General features: G+C 71.2%; 17 protein-coding genes and 3 pseudogenes. 9 read left to right on the top strand and 11 right to left on the bottom strand.

Annotation, left to right across the window (positions count from 1 at the left end; genetic code table 11):
- Positions 1-20: 20 nt before the first annotated feature.
- Both NQU54_RS40490 and NQU54_RS40495 read left to right on the top strand, forming a co-directional pair.
- A complete protein-coding gene (locus tag NQU54_RS40490) occupies positions 21-776 on the top strand; it encodes an arylamine N-acetyltransferase family protein (protein ID WP_257635350.1) in 756 nt (251 codons plus the stop codon).
- Between the two features lie 66 nt (positions 777-842).
- Complete coding sequence (locus NQU54_RS40495; RefSeq protein WP_257635351.1) at positions 843-2,069, top strand: LLM class flavin-dependent oxidoreductase; 1,227 nt, start codon at positions 843-845, stop codon at positions 2,067-2,069.
- A 188-nt stretch (positions 2,070-2,257) separates the two neighbouring features.
- On the opposite strand, the gene NQU54_RS40500 is transcribed toward NQU54_RS40495, so the two are convergent.
- Complete coding sequence (locus tag NQU54_RS40500) at positions 2,258-2,794, bottom strand: hypothetical protein (protein WP_257635352.1); 537 nt, start codon at positions 2,792-2,794, stop codon at positions 2,258-2,260.
- Between the two features lie 41 nt (positions 2,795-2,835).
- Between NQU54_RS40500 and NQU54_RS40505 the strand changes: the two genes are divergently transcribed.
- The gene (locus tag NQU54_RS40505; protein ID WP_257635353.1) at positions 2,836-3,279 is read left to right on the top strand and encodes a cytochrome P450; all 444 of its coding nucleotides are present in this window, start codon (positions 2,836-2,838) and stop codon (positions 3,277-3,279) included.
- On the opposite strand, the gene NQU54_RS40510 is transcribed toward NQU54_RS40505, so the two are convergent.
- The 5 genes and pseudogenes from NQU54_RS40510 to NQU54_RS40530 all read right to left on the bottom strand — a co-directional run.
- A complete protein-coding gene (locus NQU54_RS40510) occupies positions 3,280-3,960 on the bottom strand; it encodes an alpha-ketoglutarate-dependent dioxygenase AlkB family protein (protein ID WP_257635354.1) in 681 nt (226 codons plus the stop codon).
- Positions 3,961-4,035: 75 nt separating this feature from the next.
- Positions 4,036-4,764: a 2OG-Fe(II) oxygenase gene (locus NQU54_RS40515; protein ID WP_147965203.1), complete on the bottom strand. Its 729-nt coding sequence runs from the start codon at positions 4,762-4,764 to the stop codon at positions 4,036-4,038.
- A 67-nt stretch (positions 4,765-4,831) separates the two neighbouring features.
- Positions 4,832-5,338 carry a methylated-DNA--[protein]-cysteine S-methyltransferase gene (locus NQU54_RS40520; protein ID WP_257635355.1) on the bottom strand — a complete coding sequence of 169 codons (507 nt, stop codon included), beginning with the start codon at positions 5,336-5,338 and terminating at the stop codon, positions 4,832-4,834.
- A 112-nt stretch (positions 5,339-5,450) separates the two neighbouring features.
- The gene (locus NQU54_RS40525; RefSeq protein WP_257635356.1) at positions 5,451-6,071 is read right to left on the bottom strand and encodes a hypothetical protein; all 621 of its coding nucleotides are present in this window, start codon (positions 6,069-6,071) and stop codon (positions 5,451-5,453) included.
- A gap of 135 nt (positions 6,072-6,206) precedes the next feature.
- Positions 6,207-7,964, bottom strand: a pseudogene (locus NQU54_RS40530) (ATP-binding SpoIIE family protein phosphatase); the annotation flags it as partial.
- On the opposite strand from NQU54_RS40530, the pseudogene NQU54_RS40535 reads away from it, so the two are divergent.
- Positions 7,959-8,105 (top strand): annotated as a pseudogene (locus NQU54_RS40535) (trypsin-like serine protease); the annotation flags it as partial. The pseudogenes NQU54_RS40530 and NQU54_RS40535 sit on opposite strands and share 6 nt — an antisense overlap.
- A gap of 192 nt (positions 8,106-8,297) precedes the next feature.
- Here NQU54_RS40535 and NQU54_RS40540 read toward each other — a convergent pair.
- Both NQU54_RS40540 and NQU54_RS40545 read right to left on the bottom strand, forming a co-directional pair.
- The gene (locus tag NQU54_RS40540; RefSeq protein ID WP_257635357.1) at positions 8,298-9,353 is read right to left on the bottom strand and encodes an NAD(P)/FAD-dependent oxidoreductase; all 1,056 of its coding nucleotides are present in this window, start codon (positions 9,351-9,353) and stop codon (positions 8,298-8,300) included.
- A gap of 52 nt (positions 9,354-9,405) precedes the next feature.
- Positions 9,406-9,579: pseudogene (locus tag NQU54_RS40545) on the bottom strand (PepSY domain-containing protein); the annotation flags it as partial.
- A 235-nt stretch (positions 9,580-9,814) separates the two neighbouring features.
- On the opposite strand from NQU54_RS40545, the gene NQU54_RS40550 reads away from it, so the two are divergent.
- Both NQU54_RS40550 and NQU54_RS40555 read left to right on the top strand, forming a co-directional pair.
- On the top strand, positions 9,815-10,534 hold the full coding sequence (locus NQU54_RS40550; protein WP_257635358.1) for a hypothetical protein: 720 nt from the start codon (positions 9,815-9,817) through the stop codon (positions 10,532-10,534).
- A 183-nt stretch (positions 10,535-10,717) separates the two neighbouring features.
- Positions 10,718-11,350, top strand: coding sequence for a sigma-70 family RNA polymerase sigma factor (locus tag NQU54_RS40555; protein WP_099012600.1), 633 nt, complete (start codon positions 10,718-10,720; stop codon positions 11,348-11,350).
- 131 nt (positions 11,351-11,481) lie between these two features.
- On the opposite strand, the gene NQU54_RS40560 is transcribed toward NQU54_RS40555, so the two are convergent.
- The 3 genes from NQU54_RS40560 to NQU54_RS40570 form a co-directional block, all read right to left on the bottom strand.
- Positions 11,482-12,177: an HAD-IA family hydrolase gene (locus NQU54_RS40560; RefSeq protein WP_087684153.1), complete on the bottom strand. Its 696-nt coding sequence runs from the start codon at positions 12,175-12,177 to the stop codon at positions 11,482-11,484.
- Positions 12,178-12,359: 182 nt separating this feature from the next.
- Entirely contained in the window at positions 12,360-13,493 is a 1,134-nt protein-coding gene (locus NQU54_RS40565) for a Gfo/Idh/MocA family protein (protein WP_257635359.1), read from the bottom strand.
- Positions 13,490-14,656 carry a DegT/DnrJ/EryC1/StrS family aminotransferase gene (locus tag NQU54_RS40570; RefSeq protein WP_257635360.1) on the bottom strand — a complete coding sequence of 389 codons (1,167 nt, stop codon included), beginning with the start codon at positions 14,654-14,656 and terminating at the stop codon, positions 13,490-13,492. The genes NQU54_RS40565 and NQU54_RS40570 overlap by 4 nt, the downstream gene beginning before the upstream one ends.
- A gap of 226 nt (positions 14,657-14,882) precedes the next feature.
- Between NQU54_RS40570 and NQU54_RS40575 the strand changes: the two genes are divergently transcribed.
- The 3 genes from NQU54_RS40575 (at position 14,883) to NQU54_RS40585 (ending at position 17,302) form a co-directional block, all read left to right on the top strand.
- Entirely contained in the window at positions 14,883-15,317 is a 435-nt protein-coding gene (locus NQU54_RS40575; protein WP_257635361.1) for a type II 3-dehydroquinate dehydratase, read from the top strand.
- Positions 15,318-15,399: 82 nt separating this feature from the next.
- Positions 15,400-16,299, top strand: a complete 900-nt coding sequence (locus NQU54_RS40580) for an ROK family protein (protein ID WP_308408532.1) — start codon at positions 15,400-15,402, stop codon at positions 16,297-16,299.
- A gap of 178 nt (positions 16,300-16,477) precedes the next feature.
- A complete protein-coding gene (locus tag NQU54_RS40585) occupies positions 16,478-17,302 on the top strand; it encodes a MerR family transcriptional regulator (protein WP_257635363.1) in 825 nt (274 codons plus the stop codon).
- Positions 17,303-17,305 lie beyond the last annotated feature (3 nt).

Below are 17,305 nucleotides of genomic sequence, written 5' to 3' on the forward strand. Positions count from 1 at the left end.
CGGCAAGAAAGGGATCGCACATGTTCAGCACGGACACGTACCTGGCGCATCTGGGGCTTTCCCAGCCGCCCGCCCCCACCCTGCCGAACCTCCGGCAGTTGCACCGCGGCCATCTGATGGCGGTCCCTTACGACACCAACCACACCCACCGCCTCAGCGCGGAGAACATGGCCGACATCGATATCGACAAGGCATTCGAGGCCATCGTGCCGACCGGCGCCGGTGGCATGTGTCTGGAGCTGAACACCCTGTTCGCCCAGTTGCTCCGCGAGCTGGGCTATGACCTGGACGTCATCAGCGGAGGCACGTATCTGCCCGGTGACATCTTCGCCCCCGACCCCGAGCACATGCTGATGCTCGTCCGTATCGAGGGGCAGGAGTGGCTGGCCGATGTGGGGCACGCCGGTCTCTGTTTCACCGAGCCGCTGCGCCTGTCCGAGGAGGTGCAGTGGCAGTACGGCTGTGCGTTCCGGCTGATCCGGCGGGATGGCTATCTCGTGCTCCTGGCCAAGACCCTGGACCACGACTGGCGCACCACCTACCGCTTCACCACCCAGCCCAGGACCTATGACGCCTGGGCCGGGGTCGGCGAGGGCAATGGCCCGGCCATCCTGGCGGCGATGCGCCGGCGCAGGCGCGCCATCGACAAGGGGCAGGTCTTCCTCACCAACAACATGTTCACGATCGTGGAGAACGGCCATGAGAAGGTCACCCTCCTCGTCGATCCGGAACGGCGCGCCCAGGTGTTCGACACGTACTGGGACGGTCGCGACTGACCGAGCCGGTGCCGCCATCCCCGTCCCGGCCCGTGGCCGACGACCAGCAGATGAGAGTGATGCGCCATGAAATTCGGTTTGCTGTACGGGGCGCAGCTGCCCCGACCCTGGACCCAGGACTCCGAACACCGCCTGTTCAACGAGATGTTGGACGAGATCGAGCTGGCCGACCGGCTGGGCTTCGACCATGTGTGGTGTCCTGAGCACCACTTCCTGGAGGAGTACTCGCACATGTCCGCGCCGGAGGCGTTCCTCGGCGCGGTCAGCCAGCGCACCAGCCGCATCCGCATCGGCCACGCGGTGGCCCTGATGCCTCCGGCGTTCAATCCGACGGCACGGGTCGCCGAGCGGATCGCCACGCTGGATCTGCTCTCCGACGGCCGGGTGGACTTCGGCACGGGCGAGTCCACCACCCCCACCGAGCTGGGCGGATTCGGCGTGGAGCGCTCCGTGAAACGGGACCAGTGGGCAGAGGCGGTGGACGCCGTCGCCCGGATGTTCGTCGAGGAGCCCTTCGCCGGATACGAGGGCAAGTACGTGTCCGCCCCGATCCGCAATGTGCTGCCCAAGACGCGGCAGAAGCCACATCCGCCGATGTGGATGGCCTGCGGGAACCGGGACGCGATCCGCACCGCGGCCGCCAAGGGGCTCGGCGCGCTGAACTTCTCCTTCTTCGGGCCGGCGGAGACCAAGAAGTGGGTCGACGCCTACTACTCGGGCATCGAGTCGGCGGACTGTGTGCCCGCCGCGTTCGCCGTCAACGCACAGATCGCCGCGACCATCCCGATGTTCTGCCACCGGGACGAGACCACGGCCGTGGAACGTGCCGTCGACGGCGTCCAGTTCTTCAACTTCGGCCTCGGCTTCTACGCGGGCTTCGGTACCGCCGCACCGGCCCGCACCCGGCTGTGGGAGGAGTTCCAGCGCGACCGCGACAAGCACGGCATGGGCGGCTCCTCCTTCGGCAAGCCCGGAATGCCGCTGGGCAATCCGGCCCGGGGCGCGGTGGGTACTCCGCACCAGATACGCGACTTCCTGCGGCTGCACGAGGAGGCCGGACTGGACCAGGCGATCTTCCTCGTCCAGGGCGGTGGCACCCGGCACGAGCACATCCGCGAATCTCTGGAGCTCTTCGCCAACGAGGTGATGCCCGAGTTCAAGGAGCGCGATGAGGCCGCCGTACGGCTGAAGACGGCCCGGCTCCAGCCCGCCATCGACGCCGCCATGGCACGGCGCGAGCCGCCACGGACGGCCGACCCCGACTACATCATCCCCGCCCGGAGCCAGAGCTGACATCCCGCGCGTCCGGGTGCCACTTCGACCAAGGAGAACGCGGTACCCCATGGCTGACACCCCCGAAGAAGAACTCCGCACGGCCCGCCTCGGCAGATCACGATGCACGGCACCACGGCGTGGCTCGTCTCCCGGTACGAGGAGGTCCGGGATTGTCTCGGACACTCCGGAATGAGCCCGGCCGCCGCCTACGCCGCCTCCCAGGGCCAGACCAATCCGGTGAGCGGGCTGTTCGAGGACACGGTGGCCGGTACCAATCCGCCCCAGCACACCCGGCTGCGCAGGCTGCTGGCCAAGGCGTTCACGGCGCGCAGAGTGGAGAGCCTGCGGCCACGGGTGCAGGAGATCACCGACACACTGCTGGACCGGATCGCCGCTGACGGCCGGGCCGACCTCGTCAGCGCGCTGGCCATTCCGCTGCCCATGCAGGTGATCTGCGAACTCCTCGGTGTGCCCATCGCCGACCGCACCGAATTCCACCAGTGGGCCGATCTGATGCTCACGCCCCCGCTGGACCCGGACACCGCCGCGCGTTCCCAGGACGCCTCCGCCAAGCTGTGGACGTATATGGAGGACCTCGCCGAGGCCAGGCGGAAGGCCCCGGAGGACGACCTGATCAGCGATCTGATGTCCGCACACGAGGACGACCGGCTCAGCCACCGCGAGGTGGTCGCCACCGCCCGGATGATGCTGATCGCCGGGTACGAGCTGACCGGCAGCTTCATCAGCAACGCGGTTTTCTCGCTGCTGTCCCAGCCCGGACCAGATGGAGCTGCTGCGCAAGGACCCCGAGCTGGCCGGGCGTGGTCTGGAGGAGCTGCTCCGGCACGCCGGGCCGGGCATTCTCATCGTGCGTTTCGCCAACGAGGACGTGGAGATCGGCTCCGTATCCATCCGCGCCGGCGACCAGGTGCTCCTGGACATGGACGCCGCACACTCCGACCCGGCGCACTTCACCGACGGCGAGCGGCTGGACCTCACGAGGGACTCGGCCATACACCTCCAGTTCGGCCACGGCATCCACTACTGCATCGGCGCGCCACTGGCCAGGGTGGAGGGGCAGATCGCCCTGGAGAGCCTGGTGCGGCGGTTCCCCGGGCTTCGGCTGAGCGTTCCCGCCTCCGAGATCAGCCACAGCAAGAACCCGTTCATCCGCTCGCTGACCGCGCTGCCCGTCGAGTTCGAGGCTCAGCAGCCCGTGGCAGGGTGATCACGGGACAACTGACGACCGGGGATCGGCCAGACCGGTGACCCGCAAGGTGATGTTCAGCCGCCCGGACTTCAGCCCGGTGGCCGGGTCACCGGTTCCGGGCAGGATCCTGGGGACGGCGTGATAGGCGTAGCGGGAGGGGCCTCCGAAGACGAACAGATCCCCGGAGGCGAGTTCGAGGTCGGTGTACGGCTTGGTACGGGTCTCGGTGTTGCCGAAGCGGAAGACACAGCTGTCGCCGATGGTGAGCGAGACCACCGGAGCGGATGACCTCTCGTCCTTGTCCTGGTGCATGCCGAGCTTCGCCTGGGCGTCGTAGAAGTTGATGAGCGCGGTGTCGGGGGTGTACCCCTCACCGGCCGTCTCGTCGTCGTACGCGTCGACCAGGGCGCGACGGCCCAACTCGACCATCCAGTCGGGGAATTCGGCGACCCGGGCGCCGTTCACATCGTCGGCGGTGCGGGTGTACGCATAGGGCCGCCAGTGCCATCCGACGCACACCGTGCGCACCGACATGACGCCCCCGCGCGGCAGCTTGGTGTGCCGGATCGGGACCGGGCCGGTGGCCCAGCCCCGGCAGGCGACGACCAGCTCCCGCTGTTGTTCGAGGGTGAGCCAGCCCGGCACATGGACGGCGCCGGGGGCCACCTCGAGGCGTGGACGGGGGATCAGGGCGTTCATACGGAGTTCTCCGCGTTCTCCGCCTTCTCCGCGGGCGGGTGGAGGGCTGCCATGCCAGGATGCCGGACGGTGACGTCAGGCGGCGTCGTGGAAGACCAGCCCCAATGCGTGGCGGCGCCCGGAGCGCACCGTGCTGACCCCGTGCCGCATCACACCGGCCGACCAGCCGCGCTTGGTGGCCACGGGACGGTCACGGGTGGTGAAGATCAGGCCGTGGCCCTGCTGGAGGACGGTCGTGGTGCCCCGGGACTGGGCGCGGGGGCGCTGCTCGACCAGCAGGAACTCCCCGCCCGTGTAGTCCGTGCCGTACGCGTCGAGCCCGATCACCACCTGGAGCGGGAAGAGCATGTCGCCGAAGACGTCCCGGTGCAGGGCGTTCCAGTCGCCGGGGCCGTAGCGCAGCAGGATCTGTGCGGAGCGGTCCTGTCCGGCCTCATGACACATGGCCAGCCACTTCTCGAGGCTGTCCGGCCAGGGCGCCGGGCGGCCGAGCCGCTCCGCCCAGTCACGCGCGATGGTCAGCAGCCGCGGATAGAGCGCGGCGCGCAGCTCGGCCACCGGTTCGGGCAGGTCATGGGTGAAGTAGCGGTACTGACCGGAGCCGAAGCGGTGGCGGGCCATGTCGATCGTGTTCCTGAACTGCTCATCCCGCCCGTACAGCCCGGCGATGCGGGCGCACTGGGCGGGGGTCAGCAGCCGTGGAGTGAGCGCGCACCCGTAGGTGTCCAGCTCCTCGGCCAGCTGTGGCCAGTCGGCCGCGGCCACGCGCTGGTGGATGCGTGCGGTGTCGTTCGTGGTGCTCATCGGTGTTCTCCGGGATCCGGGAAGTCTGCGGTGCGGGCCCCGGCACCGGGCGGTGCGAGGCCCGCGCTCAGGCGGTCTGGAGGGCGCCCTCGTGAACGAGGAGCCGCTGCTTGCGCTCCAGTCCGCCCGCATAGCCGGTCAGTGCGCCGGTGGCGCCGATGACCCGGTGGCAGGGCCGTACGACCAGCAGTGGATTGCGGCCGATCGCGGTGCCGACGGAGCGGACGGCCGTGCGCGGGGCGCCGATCTGCCGGGCGATGTCGCCGTAGCTGACGGTGGTGCCGTACGGAATGGCCTCCAGCGCCTGCCAGACCCTGCGCTGGAAGTCCGTACCGCCCTCGACGCACTCGATGTCGAAGCGGGTGCGCTCGCCGTCGAAGTAGGAGTGCAACTGGGAGACGATCTCGGTGAACGCCTCGGCATCCTCGCTCCAACCGTCCTGGACGACGGCCCCGCCCTTCTGGCCGGGCACGGACAGGGAGACGAGTGCGGTGCCCCCGGGCGCGGTGGCGGACTCCTCGCCCACCAGCAGCAGCTCGCCGAGCGGGCTGTCGATCGTCGTGTGGACCGTCATGGCTGTGGTCTCTCTCTTCTTCTCGCCGTTCTGTGGTGCGTTGCTCCCAGCATGCGTCTTTCGGACACGGAAAGCTGGCGGGATTCGGACATGGCGTTTCGGGCGCCCCGCGTCAGCGGATACCGATCCGCCCGTTCGAGAAGTGGCCGAGAGCCTGGTCGATCTCGCTGATCGGCTGGCGGAGGGCGTAGACGGTGAAGCACAGCCGCATCCCGCCGTTCCAGGTGCGCCGCATGCGCATCCGGGCCTCGGGCTGCTCCAGTCCGCTGACCCCGGGGGTGGCGGCGGACATGCCGGGGGCGAGATCGACCCGCACCGTGCTGAGGCCCTGGCCCGTCACCCGCACCTGGGTGATCGCGGACCAGGGGAGGAAAACGGGCTCCGGGGCGGAGTCGATGGCGCAGCGCAGGCCCTCGGCGGAGAGGCGCATCGCCACCGGGGACACCTCTGTCGCCGCCCAGGTCCGCTTCAGCCGCCGTATATCGGCGAATCGGCGCCTGGCGTCGTAGCCGAGGAACGCCGCGGGCCAGGCGAACACCAGGACCCACAGCCGGGAGGCGCTGTGGCCGAGGGCGAAGAGGACGAGGGCCACGGCCGAGACGATGACCACGGCACTGGCCACTCCGGCCCATGCGGCCACCGGCAGGGTGCGCAGCAAGGAGGCCCGGACACGGGCCACCGCCTCGGGGTCGGACGTGACGATGTACTCCTGGTGGCCCTGTCCCTCGTGCATGATCACAGTCTCGATGACGCGGCCGGGGAAAGCCAGGCCCGGCCCCGCTGCCTGCCCGCCGCGTTCGGTGAACTCCTTGCTCCCGGTGGGGGGTTGCGTCGCTCAGCACTGCCGCCGAGCCCCGCACACGTCCGCTCAGAGGGCGCCGTCCAGGGCCGCCTCGGCCCAGATGACCTTGCCGTGCGGGGTGTAGCGGGTGCCCCAGCGCTGGGCGAACTGGGCGACGAGGAACAACCCGCGTCCGCCCTCGTCGGTGATCGCGGCCCGCCGCAGATGGGGTGCGGTGCTGCTGCCGTCGGAGACCTCGAAGATCAGGCTGCGGCCGCGCAGCAGCCGTATGCGTACGGGCGGGGAGCCGTACCGCAGGGCGTTGGTGATCAGTTCACTGATGATCAGCTCGGCGGTGTACGCGGCGTCCTCCAGGCCCCACGCCCGCAGTTTCCGGGTGCAGGTGGCGCGCAGCGGGGCGACCGCCGCCAGGTCGAACGGCACATCCCACTCGGCCACGTTCTCCGGGGCGAGCAGGCGGGTTCGGGCCACCAGCAGCGCCACATCGTCGCTCGGGTGGGCCGGAAGCACGGTGTCGAAAAGGCTCCGGCAGGTCTCGTCCGGGCCGAGGTCCGGCTCGGCCGCGAGGGTGCGGCGCAGCAGGTCGAGGCCGGTGTCGGCGGCTTGGCCTTCGCCTTCGAGGAGGCCGTTGGTGTACAGCACCAGCCGGCTTGCGGCGGGCAGCGAGAGGCCGACCGCCTCGAACGGCTCCCCGCCCATGCCCAGGGCCGGGCCGATGGGCACCGCGGGGATGTCCACGGTGCCGTCCGGGTGGGTCACGGCGATGCCCGGATCGCCGGCCCGGGCCATGGCGCAATGGCCGGACACCGAGTCGTGGATCGCGTACAGGCAGGTGGCGCCCGTGATCCGGACGTCGTCCGAATCGGCCTCGCGCTCCAGGTCGAGACGGGTGACCAGCTCGTCCAGATGGGAGAGGAGCTCATCCGGGGGCACGTCCAGGGCCGAGAAGTTCTGCACCGCGGTGCGCAGCCGCCCCATCGTGGCCGCGGTGTGCAGGCCCTGCCCGGCCACCTTCCCGACGACCAGCGCGACCCGGGCGCCGGGGAGAGGGATCACATCGAACCAGGATCCGCCCGCCTCCCCCTGTGCGGGCAGATAGCGGGACGCCACCCGCACGGCGTCCTGATCGGGCAGGCCGCTGGGGAGGAGGGTGCGCTGCAAGGTGGTGACCATGGTGTGTTCGCGGGCGTAGCGGCGGGCGTTGTCGACACATACGGCGGTGCGCACGGCCAGCTCCCCGGCGATCGCCAGATCCGCTTCGTCGAACGGCTCACCGGGCCGGGTCCGCCAGAAGGTGGCCAGGCCGAGGGTGACCCCGCGGAACCGCAGCGGGACGGTGATCAGCGAGTGGACCCCGTGGTCGAGGAGGCGCCGGGTCTCGGCACTGTACGTGGCCGATTGCCCGGGGGCCTGGTACGGGGCGGAGTGGCCGATCGGCGACTCGGCGGGGCCCGTCAGATCGGCCAGGAGGACGGCGGCTCCGGCCTTCACGGCCCGGCTCTGCGGTGTGGAGGGTGCGTAGACGACTCGCTCGCCCACGCGGAAGACGAGGCCGTCGGGGGGATCTCCGCCGACGGCGGTCCGGTGCGGCGCCAGTGGCTCGTACGGCGGCTCGGGCTCCTCGCCGCGCAGCACGGGCTCCAGCAGTTCGACGGAGACGATGTCGGCGAACCGGGGGACGGCCACGTCCACCAGCTTCTCCGCGGTGCCCGTCAGCTCCAGGCTGGAGCTGATCCGCACCCCGGCGTCGGACAGCAGCTTCAGCCGCTCACCGGCCTGCTCGGCCCGGTCGGACAGCACCCGCAGCGCGGTGGTGTCCCGGGCGACAGCGGCGGTCCGCTCTACGCGGGCGACAAGATCATCGGCATTCTCTCGGGCGGCTCCGGGGACTGCGCGACCGGAGGCACCACCTTCTACCAGCCGATCCAGGAGGTGCTGAGCGCCTACGGCCTCACCGTCTACTGACACGGCCTACCGGCCGTGATGGTCTCGTGGCGCGTCGCGTGGCCGGGCCGCCGTGCGATGCCTCGCCGGGCCGGGCCGCCCCATGGCACGCTGCCCGACCGAGCCGCCGCGTGGCGTGTCGCCGGGTCGGGCCGTCGCGTGGCGCCTCGCCGGGTCGGGCCGCCGGGTGACGCGTCGCCGGGCCGGGTGCCGTCACAGGCCGTGGCGGCGGCCGCCCAACACCGCTTCACAGACCCGCGATTCCATCTCCGGGGAGAACGGCATCTCGCCGCGGGCCCGGGCGGCGACGGCCTGCCGGGTCTCCTCGGCGATCAGGTCCGCGTTGATATGGGCGGCCGCGGTCGCCCCCGCCGCCGCGGCGCTGCCCACCTGGGCCGCCAGATCGGTGACATTGCCCGCGACCCACACCCCGGACACCTCGGTGCGCCCGGTCGCGTCGGACGGGATGTGCTCACCGCCACCGCTCGGATGCTCCACCGGCCGCAGCCCGAGCCCCGCCAGGAGACCGGCGTGCGCCACCATCCGCGGCGCGACGGCCAGCGCCTCGCGCTCGACCACGCCGCCGTCGCCCAGCCGCACGCCGACGAGGCGGTCCTCGACGATCTCCAGGGACGCCACCTCACCGTCCACCACACGGATGCCGCGGGCGGCCAGCTGCTCCGCCTCCTCGCCGGACGGCGACGGCAGGGTGTGGGGGAAGAAGGTGACATCGTCGCTCCACTGACGGAACAGCAGCGCCTGGTGTACCGACAGCGGCCCGCTCCCCAGTACGCCGATGGCCTGGTCGCGGACCTCCCAGCCGTGGCAGTAAGGACAGTGCAGCACATCCCGGCCCCACCGGGACCGCAGCCCCGGGATGTCCGGCAACTCGTCGACCAGCCCGGTGGCCAGCAGCAACCGGCGCGCACGCACGGTCCGGCCATCGGCCAGGGCCACCTGGAAGCCGCCGGACTCCTCCCGGGTCACGGCGCCCACCTCGCCGGACACCACCTGACCGCCGTAGCCGCGGACCTCGGCCCGGCCCCGCGCAACCAACTCGGCCGGAGGCATCCCGTCCCGGGCCAGCAGTCCGTGCACCCCCGAGGCCGGGGCGTTGCGCGGGGCGCCCGCGTCGATCACCACCACCGAACGCCGCGACCGGGCCAGCATCAGCGCCCCGCTCAGCCCAGCGGCGCCACCGCCGATCACCACCACGTCATAGGCGTTCTTCAGCTCATCGGCCACCTTGACCACCTCCACGGCAACCATGCGAGCCCACCCTGCACGGGGGCAAAATATATTGCCGAGATGGCAACCGGGGTCAGGCGGCCGGGGTGGTGGCGCGGCGGCGGGCGATCTCGCTCACGGCGATGTCGACGGCCAGGAACGCGGCGAGGGGGATGCCGAGCAGGGGCAGGTAGTAGCCGATCACGGCGATGGCCGCGGCCAGCGGGACGAGGACGTACAGCGGCACCCGTCGCCATGCGCCACGGGGTGGCCGGGGCGAGGGGTTCAGCGGACATGGACGACTCCTGGCTCGGGGCAACGGCGGCAGGCGGACGCGCGCCGGTTGAGTCGTCGGATGCGGGCATCGCCGAGTTCCGGGCATTTTCTGTGAACTGGCTCACATGGGGCCATGTGGTGGCGGTCCACGAGCCGCGCTTGTCATCGGCGTGATGAAGATTGAGCCATCGTCACGCATACCGGCAACGGCTGGCACCATGGCTGCCATGTCCGCCGGGCCGCCCTTCCGTCTCGCACGAGCCGCCGTGTTCGCGGCGATGTGCGTCGTGGTGACGGCGCTCGGACACGTGCTGATGTCCGGTGACACGCTGCCGGTGTGGGCCGTGGCCGCCGCCTTCGCCGGAACGGCGGCCGGTGCGTGGTGGGTTGCGGGGCGCGAGCGCGGAGCGCTGGCCGTGACCGGGGCGACGGTGGTCGCGCAATTCGGCCTCCATATGGCCTTCCGGTTCGCGGAGACGGCAGTCGCCCCAGCGGCGGGAAGCGCCATGGGCGACGGGACGTCCGGCATGCGGGGCGGCATGGGCGCCGCCCCGATGAGCGGCGCCGCCATGGGTCATATGCACGATGGCATGGGCCATATGCGCCATGGCGCGGACGCGATCTCCTCCGCCGCGCCGTCCATGAGCCATCTGCCGTGGCCCTGGGCGGGTCCGGGCGGGGCGGGCATGGCCACGGCCCACCTGCTCGCCGCCCTGATCTGCGGGCTGTGGCTGTGGCGCGGCGAACGGGCCGCCTTCCGGCTCGGTCGCGCGCTCGCGGCCCTGCTGTTCGTCCCGCTCGTCCTCGCCCTGCGCATCCTGGGCGCGGGTGTCACTCCGCCGCCCGCATGGCCCTCCGCACCGGCCGTCGCCCGCCGGCCGCGCGGAGTCCTGCTACGGCACGTCATCCTGCGCAGAGGGCCACCGAGGCGGTTCGCCATCCGCTGAACCGCCCGTCCTTCCCCCGCCCCGACCTGGGGTGAGCACCGGTGACGGGCGGAGTACCGGCGCCAGCGCGGCGTCGCCCCCCACCCATCGGCACCGTCGGCCCTCGTCGCCCCGCCGCACACTCGCGCGGCCGGTGGCGCGTGCCGGTGTGCCGCTCACCGCCTTCCGAAGGACGTTTTGACGATGCCTTCTGCCACGCTGCCCGCCGCACCGATAAGAGCCGTGCACGGCCTTGCCACCGCGGCGAACGACCACCAGGTCACCGAATGGGCGCTGGCCGCCCGGGACGGCGACCGCGAGGCGGTCGACCACTTCATCCGTGCCACCTACCGCGATGTGCGCCGTTTCGTGCTCCACCTCAGCGCCGATCCGCATGGTTGTGAGGACCTGGCCCAGGAAACGTATCTGCGGGCGCTGACCGGGCTGCCGCGCTTCGCCGGTCGCTCATCGGCCCGGACGTGGCTGCTGTCGATCGCCCGGCGTGTGGTCGTCGACCGCTACCGCACGGCCGCCGCCCGTCCCCGTACGTTGGACGCGGACGACTGGCAGGAGGCGGCCGAACGGGCGCAGCCCGCCGGGCTCCCCGGGTTCGACGAGGGGGTGGCGCTGATGGACCTGCTGGCGGCGCTCGCCCCGGCACGCCGTGAGATGTTTCTCCTCACCAAGGTGCTCGGCCTGCCGTACGCGGACGCCGCGACCGCGACCGGCTGCCCCATCGGCACCGTACGCTCGCGCGTGGCCCGCGCCCGTGAGGACATCTCCGCGCTGCTGGCCGCGGCCGAGAAGGCCGCGGGTCCGGTGCCGTTGGCGGGCTGAGCCCAACGGTGTTCCGGGGCGTGGCGGGCGGCGGCCCATCGGTGGCCGTCGCCTGCCACGCCCCGTATCAGCGATCGGCCACACCGCCGGGAGACGGCGGGGACGGACATCGATCCGGACGTGGCACGGGACTATGGAACCGTCACCTCGGGGCACAGCGACAGCAGTTCCGCCGGCTTGTGCAGGATCACATCGGGCTCCGCCGCGAGCAGGGTCTTCTCGTCGGTCTCACCCCACATCGCGGCCACGGCGGTGATCCCGGCCCCCCGCGCGCTGGCCAGGTCGGTCACCGCGTCCCCGACCATCACGGTCCGGTCGGGGTCCGCGTCCATCATGTCCATCGCCTTCAGCACGATGTCCGGCGCGGGCTTGGGCCGGGCCACCTCGTCCGAGCCGAGGACCACGTGGAACTGCCCACGGATGCCGAGGGTGTCGAGCAGCGAACGCGCCCGGGGTCCGCTCTTCCCGGTGGCCACGGCCAGTCGTAACCCGCGGTGGCGCAGCTCCGACAGCAGCTCTGGCACACCGTCGAACATCTCCACCAGGTGGGCGAGCCGGTAGCTCTCGCGGACGAACGGGCCCTCCATCTCCAGCGGAAGACCCATGATCCGCATGATGTCGGGGAAGTAGCGGCCCAGATGCCGGTTGTACTCCTCGAAGGGTGGCTCACCGTCGCCGACGACCTCGGCGTAGGCGAGGGTGAACGCCTCGCGCATCACCGCGAAGCTGTTGACGAGGACACCGTCGAGGTCGAAGACCACCGAGGTGATGGGGGCGACACCCGCGCCGGAGAGCGGGCCGCCATGACTGATCGGATGGGTGTTCATTGAGCACTCCCGTGGTGCGGGCCGGTACGGCGGACCGCCGGTCCGGGTCTCGGGTGCGGTCCGAAGAACGCGGTCCGAAAGAACGCGGTCCGGAGAAGGGGAGGACGACGAAAGGGATGGCGAGGGAAGGGAAGGGGCGAATGGGAGCGGAGCCGGTGCGGCGGGGCGGTCGGCCGGTGCGGTCACACCGACGCCGACTCCCGGACCTTCCGGGGGATCCGCGCCGAGGCGTAGACCCGTTCGATGGCGCCGATGGTCCGGCGGACCTCATCGATCACCCGGCCCCGCCCGGCCGGGTCGCGCAGTTGCGCGGGAAGCATGTCGAGCTGCCGGTCGTACTCGGTGCCGACCGGTTCGGTGGGTACGGCCACCGGCCGGGTCGTACCGTCGACGGTGCGGGTCAGGGTGGACTTCTCGAGGCGGTTCGGGCTGAATCCGAAGGTGCAGCGCAGGGTGGCGCTGCCCGCGCTGCCGTCGATCGTCACCCGGGTGGTGTCCAGTTCCTCGTGCGAGGCCCAGCTCGCGTGCAGCACGACCGAACGGCCGTCGTCGGTGATGAGGAATCCGCGCGCGGTGTCCTCGACATCGGTGGCACCCCCGTTGGCGCCCAGGAGCGCCGGGCCGTCGCCGTCGTCGCCGCGCCACGCGGCCCGGGAGGACCGCTGGACGATGAAGTCGGAGGACACGGTCCCGATGGCGTGCCGGAATGCGGCGGTGCCCAGCAGCGGAACCGCGATGTCGAACAGATGCCAGCCCAGGTCGACCAGCGCCCCGCCGCCCGCGAGCGACCGCTGGGTGAACCAGCCGCCCCGGTCGGGCACACCGCGCGACCGCACCCAGGCGAGCTCGACATGGCGGATATGGCCCAGCCGGGCGGCGATCCGGTACAGCCCGCGCACATCGGCGCGGTACCGCGCCGCGCTGCCGGCCAGCAGCATCGCGCCGCCGGAGCGCTCCGCTTCGGCCAGCCGCTCGGCCTCCTCGGAGGTCAGGCACACCGGCTTCTCCAGGAACACCGGAATGCCCTTGGCCAGCAGCTCGGCGGCGACCGCACAGTGCAGATGGTTGGGCACCGCGACCACCGCCAGGTCCACCTCGGCGGGATCGAGGTCATGGACCGCCGCCAGTACCGGCAGCCGGTCCATGCCCTCCGCCTCGGCGACGGCCGCGCGGCCGCGCTCGTCGGGATCCACCGCGGCGGTCACGGTGAAGGCGGGGTTGTGGCGGAGCCGGGGCAGCCAGATCGAGCGGGCCGCCCATCCCAGCCCCACCACGGCGGTCCTGATCGGCGGCTCGCCGATGGACGGGGCGCTCATGCGCCCGCGAGCACATCGGCGACGACGGCGGCCACTTCGTGTATCTGCTCCTCGCTGCCCAGCAGCACCCGGTGGTGCAGCCAAAGGCAGTCGCGGGTGAGCGCCTCGGAGTGCGGGCAGCGGCGGGCGAGTTCGTCCACCGTCAGATCCGGCGCCGCGACCTCCCAGAAGGCGTCCGTACGGTAGACCGCGCGGAAGGCGACGAACGCGGGCACTCCGCGCTCGATGAGGGTGTCGACGACCTTCGCGCGGCGCTCCTCGGTGATGCCCGGCACCCGGAACATCGCCATGTAGTGCGGATTGCGGTCACCGCGGTCGTCGCGCGACTGCGGTACGACACCGGGGATCTCGGCGAGCAGCCGGCTCAGCACCGGCCAGCGCTGCTCACGCGTGGTGATCTGGCCGTCCAGGCGGGCGAGTTGGGCGCGCAGTACGGATGCGGAGAACTCGTTCAGCCGGAAGTTGGAGCCCGAGGTGCGGTGGAAGTAGCCGCGGTCGGTGCGCGGACGTCCACAGCTGTGCCGGACGAAGCCCCTCTCGTACATCTCGGCATCGGGGAAGAGCACGGCGCCGCCCTCACCGGCCGTCATCAGCTTTCCGTTCTGGAAGCTGAACGCGGCGACCGAGCCCAGCTCACCGACCTTCTGACCGCGCCACCGCGCACCGTGCGCATGGGCCGCGTCCTGGATCAGCGGCACCCCCGAGTCGGCGGACAGCTTGCCCAGCGCGTCCATGTCGCACATCTGGCCCGCCATGTGCACCGGCATGATCGCGCGGGTTTTCGGGCCGATGGCCGCCTCGACCGCCGAGGGATCGATGCAGTACGTGTCCGGGTCCACGTCCACCGGCACGGCCACCGCGCCCAGCCGCTGCGCCGCCTGCGAGGACGAGATGAAGGTGAACGCGGGAACGATCACCTCGGAGTCGGCGCCGACCCCGAGCACTTCGAGGGCGAGCTCCAGCGCGTGCGTCCCGTTGGTGACCGCCAGGGCGTGCTCGCTTCCATGGGCCGCGGCGAACTCCGCCTCGAAGGCGTCGACCTCACCGCCCCCGATACGCCACCATTGCCCCTGATCCAGAGCCCGGATGAGGGCCTCGCGCTCCTCGTCGCCGTACTGCGGCCATGCGGGCAGCTCGGATCGCAGTCGCACATCATTGCTCATGATTTCCCTGCTCCCTTAATTCGTTATGGAGGCGGGTCCGCGGCGGACGCATTAGCACGCTAACCGGACGGTGGGGGAAACGTCATTCCCCCTCAGGGCCCCCCTATATCCCCCTTAAAAACGCGGTTGACGAAGTCATCATGTCGAGGCCAAGGGCGCCGTGCTATAAATGCACTTCCGTGATGAGCCGCTGTAATTCAGCCGACCCCACAGGGTGAGGTGCCCATTGAGCAGGCTGTTGTTGGTGAACGGACCGAATCTCGGCATACTCGGGAAGCGCCAGCCCGAGATCTACGGCACGGATACGCTTCAGGACATCGAGCGCTGGGTCGGAGAAGAGGTCGCGGAGCGCGGCTGGAAAGTGGATTCCTACCAGTTCGATGGCGAAGCGGAGATCATCCAGACCATTCAGGGGAACTACGACACGGTCGGTGCCATCATCAATCCGGCCGCGCTCATGATGGCCGGATGGGGTCTTCGGGACGCACTGGCGAACTATCCGCGACCCTGGATGGAAGTGCATCTGTCGAATGTCTGGGCCCGTGAGCAGTTCCGCCATGAGTCGGTGACCGGGCCGTTGGCCGCGGGTGTCATCTTCGGGCTCGGCGCCCTGGGCTACCGGCTCGCCGCCCGCGCCCTGCTCGACAAGGTGCCGGACTGAGCGCCCGCCACTGCCACCCCACACCGCGAGGGCTGACGAGCCAAGGCTGACGAGCCGGGAGGCGACCATCGGTCATCTGGGAATCGACGTCGGCGGCACCAAAGTGGCGCTGCGCCTCGAACACGACGACCTCGGCATCAGCGAATCCTCCTTCCGCTGGCCCGAGCCGGACGGTACGGACGCCATGACGTCCGGTGGCGCCACCCGCGATCTGGACCTGCTGGCGCGCCACATCAGGGAGCTGTGTGCGGGCCGACCCGAGCGGCTCACCGGTGTCGGTGTCGCGATGCCCGCCACCCTCGACGCCACCGGCACGGTCACCACCTGGCCCGGCCGTCCCAGCTGGGCCGGAGTGGATCTGCGCGGCGCGCTGTCCGCCCTCTTCGGCCACGCCGAGGTGCGCTGTGCCGACGACGGCGATCTGGCCGCCCTCGCCGAAGCACACGAAGCCCGCTGCCCCGACCTGCTTTATCTCGGCGTCGGCACCGGGATCGGCGGTGGCATCGTGCTGAACGGGAAACCCGTGCCCGGTGTGGGCCGCGGCTCCTGCGAAGTCGGCCACCTGGTCGTGGACCGCGACGGACCGCTGTGCGACTGCGGCCGGCGCGGCTGCGTCCAGGCGGCGGCCTCGGGCCCGGCGACCCTGCGCAGGGCGGCGCGGAGGCGGGGCGAGGAGGTGACCTTCACCGAGCTGCGCCAGGCGGTGCGCGGCGGAAAGCCGTGGGCGGTGGCGTCGCTGCGGGAGAGCGGCAGGGCCCTGGCCGCGGCCGTGACCGGCGTATACGAACTGCTCCATCCCTCGCTCGTGCTGATCGGCGGAGGGTTTGCCGCGGCGATTCCGGAGCTGGTGGCGATGGTGGCCGAGCGGACGGCGGAGCTGGGGCGCCCTGGCCATCCACCGCCACCGGTCCGGCCCGCGCGACTGGGCGGGCTGTCCTCACTGCACGGCGCCGTGCTGCTGGCCAGGGGACTGCCGGACTGATCGGCGGCTGCTGGTCCGGCCGGTGGGGTGGCGGGGGCATACCAGGTGGCCGCCTCCGTCCCGGTCGGCGCCCGTGGCGACCGCTGGGGGCTTTGACCGGGAGTTCCCCGTCGTCGAATGTAGAACCCGAACGGGGTTTGACCCTCACACCGTGTCAGGCGCTGCACTCGGAGACATCATGTTCACCATCGGAGACTTCGCCCGGCACGGCCGTGTCTCGGTCCGGATGCTGCGCCACTACGACGCCATCGGACTGCTGCGCCCGGCCCATGTCGACCCCGCCACCGGCTACCGCCACTACTCGGCCGCCCAGCTCAGCCGCCTGAACCGGGTCATCGCGCTCAAAGAGCTCGGCTTCACCCTCCAGCAGGTGCGGGACATCGTGGACGAGAAGGTCGGCACCGAGGAGCTGCGCGGCATGCTGCGGTTGCGCCGGGCCGAGCTGGAAGCCACGGTGGAAGCCGTGGCGGCACGGCTGGTGCAGGTCGAGGCGAGGCTCCGGTCGATCGAAAGCGAGGGGCACATGCCCACCGACGACGTCGTCATCAAGAGGGTCCCCGCGGTGCGGGTGGCGGAGCTCACCGCGACCGCCGCCAGCTTCGATCCGCAGGACATCGGCCCGGTCATCACACCCCTCTACGAAGAGCTGTTCCGGCGCCTCGACGCTGTGGGCATCACCCCGACGGGCCCCGGTGTCGCGTACTACGAGGACGCCCCGGAAGGCGGCGGCGCCATCAGTGTGCACGCCGCCGTCCAGGTGTCCGCCCCGCCACGGGACGGCGATGACCTTCGGATCCTCGATCTGCCGCCCATCGACCACGCCGCCACCATCGTCCACCGCGGCCCGATGGACGCCGTGGTGCCCACGGCCCAGGCCCTGGCCCATTGGATCGACGGCAACGGCTACCGGTCGACCGGCTACCCCCGGGAGATCACCCTGGAGTGCCCGGAGAACCGTGCGGAGTGGGTCACGGAACTCCAGACACCGGTGGTCCAGGTCTGACGG

It is taken from the genome of Streptomyces malaysiensis subsp. samsunensis (assembly GCF_024519315.1).
Lineage (GTDB): Bacteria > Actinomycetota > Actinomycetes > Streptomycetales > Streptomycetaceae > Streptomyces > Streptomyces malaysiensis.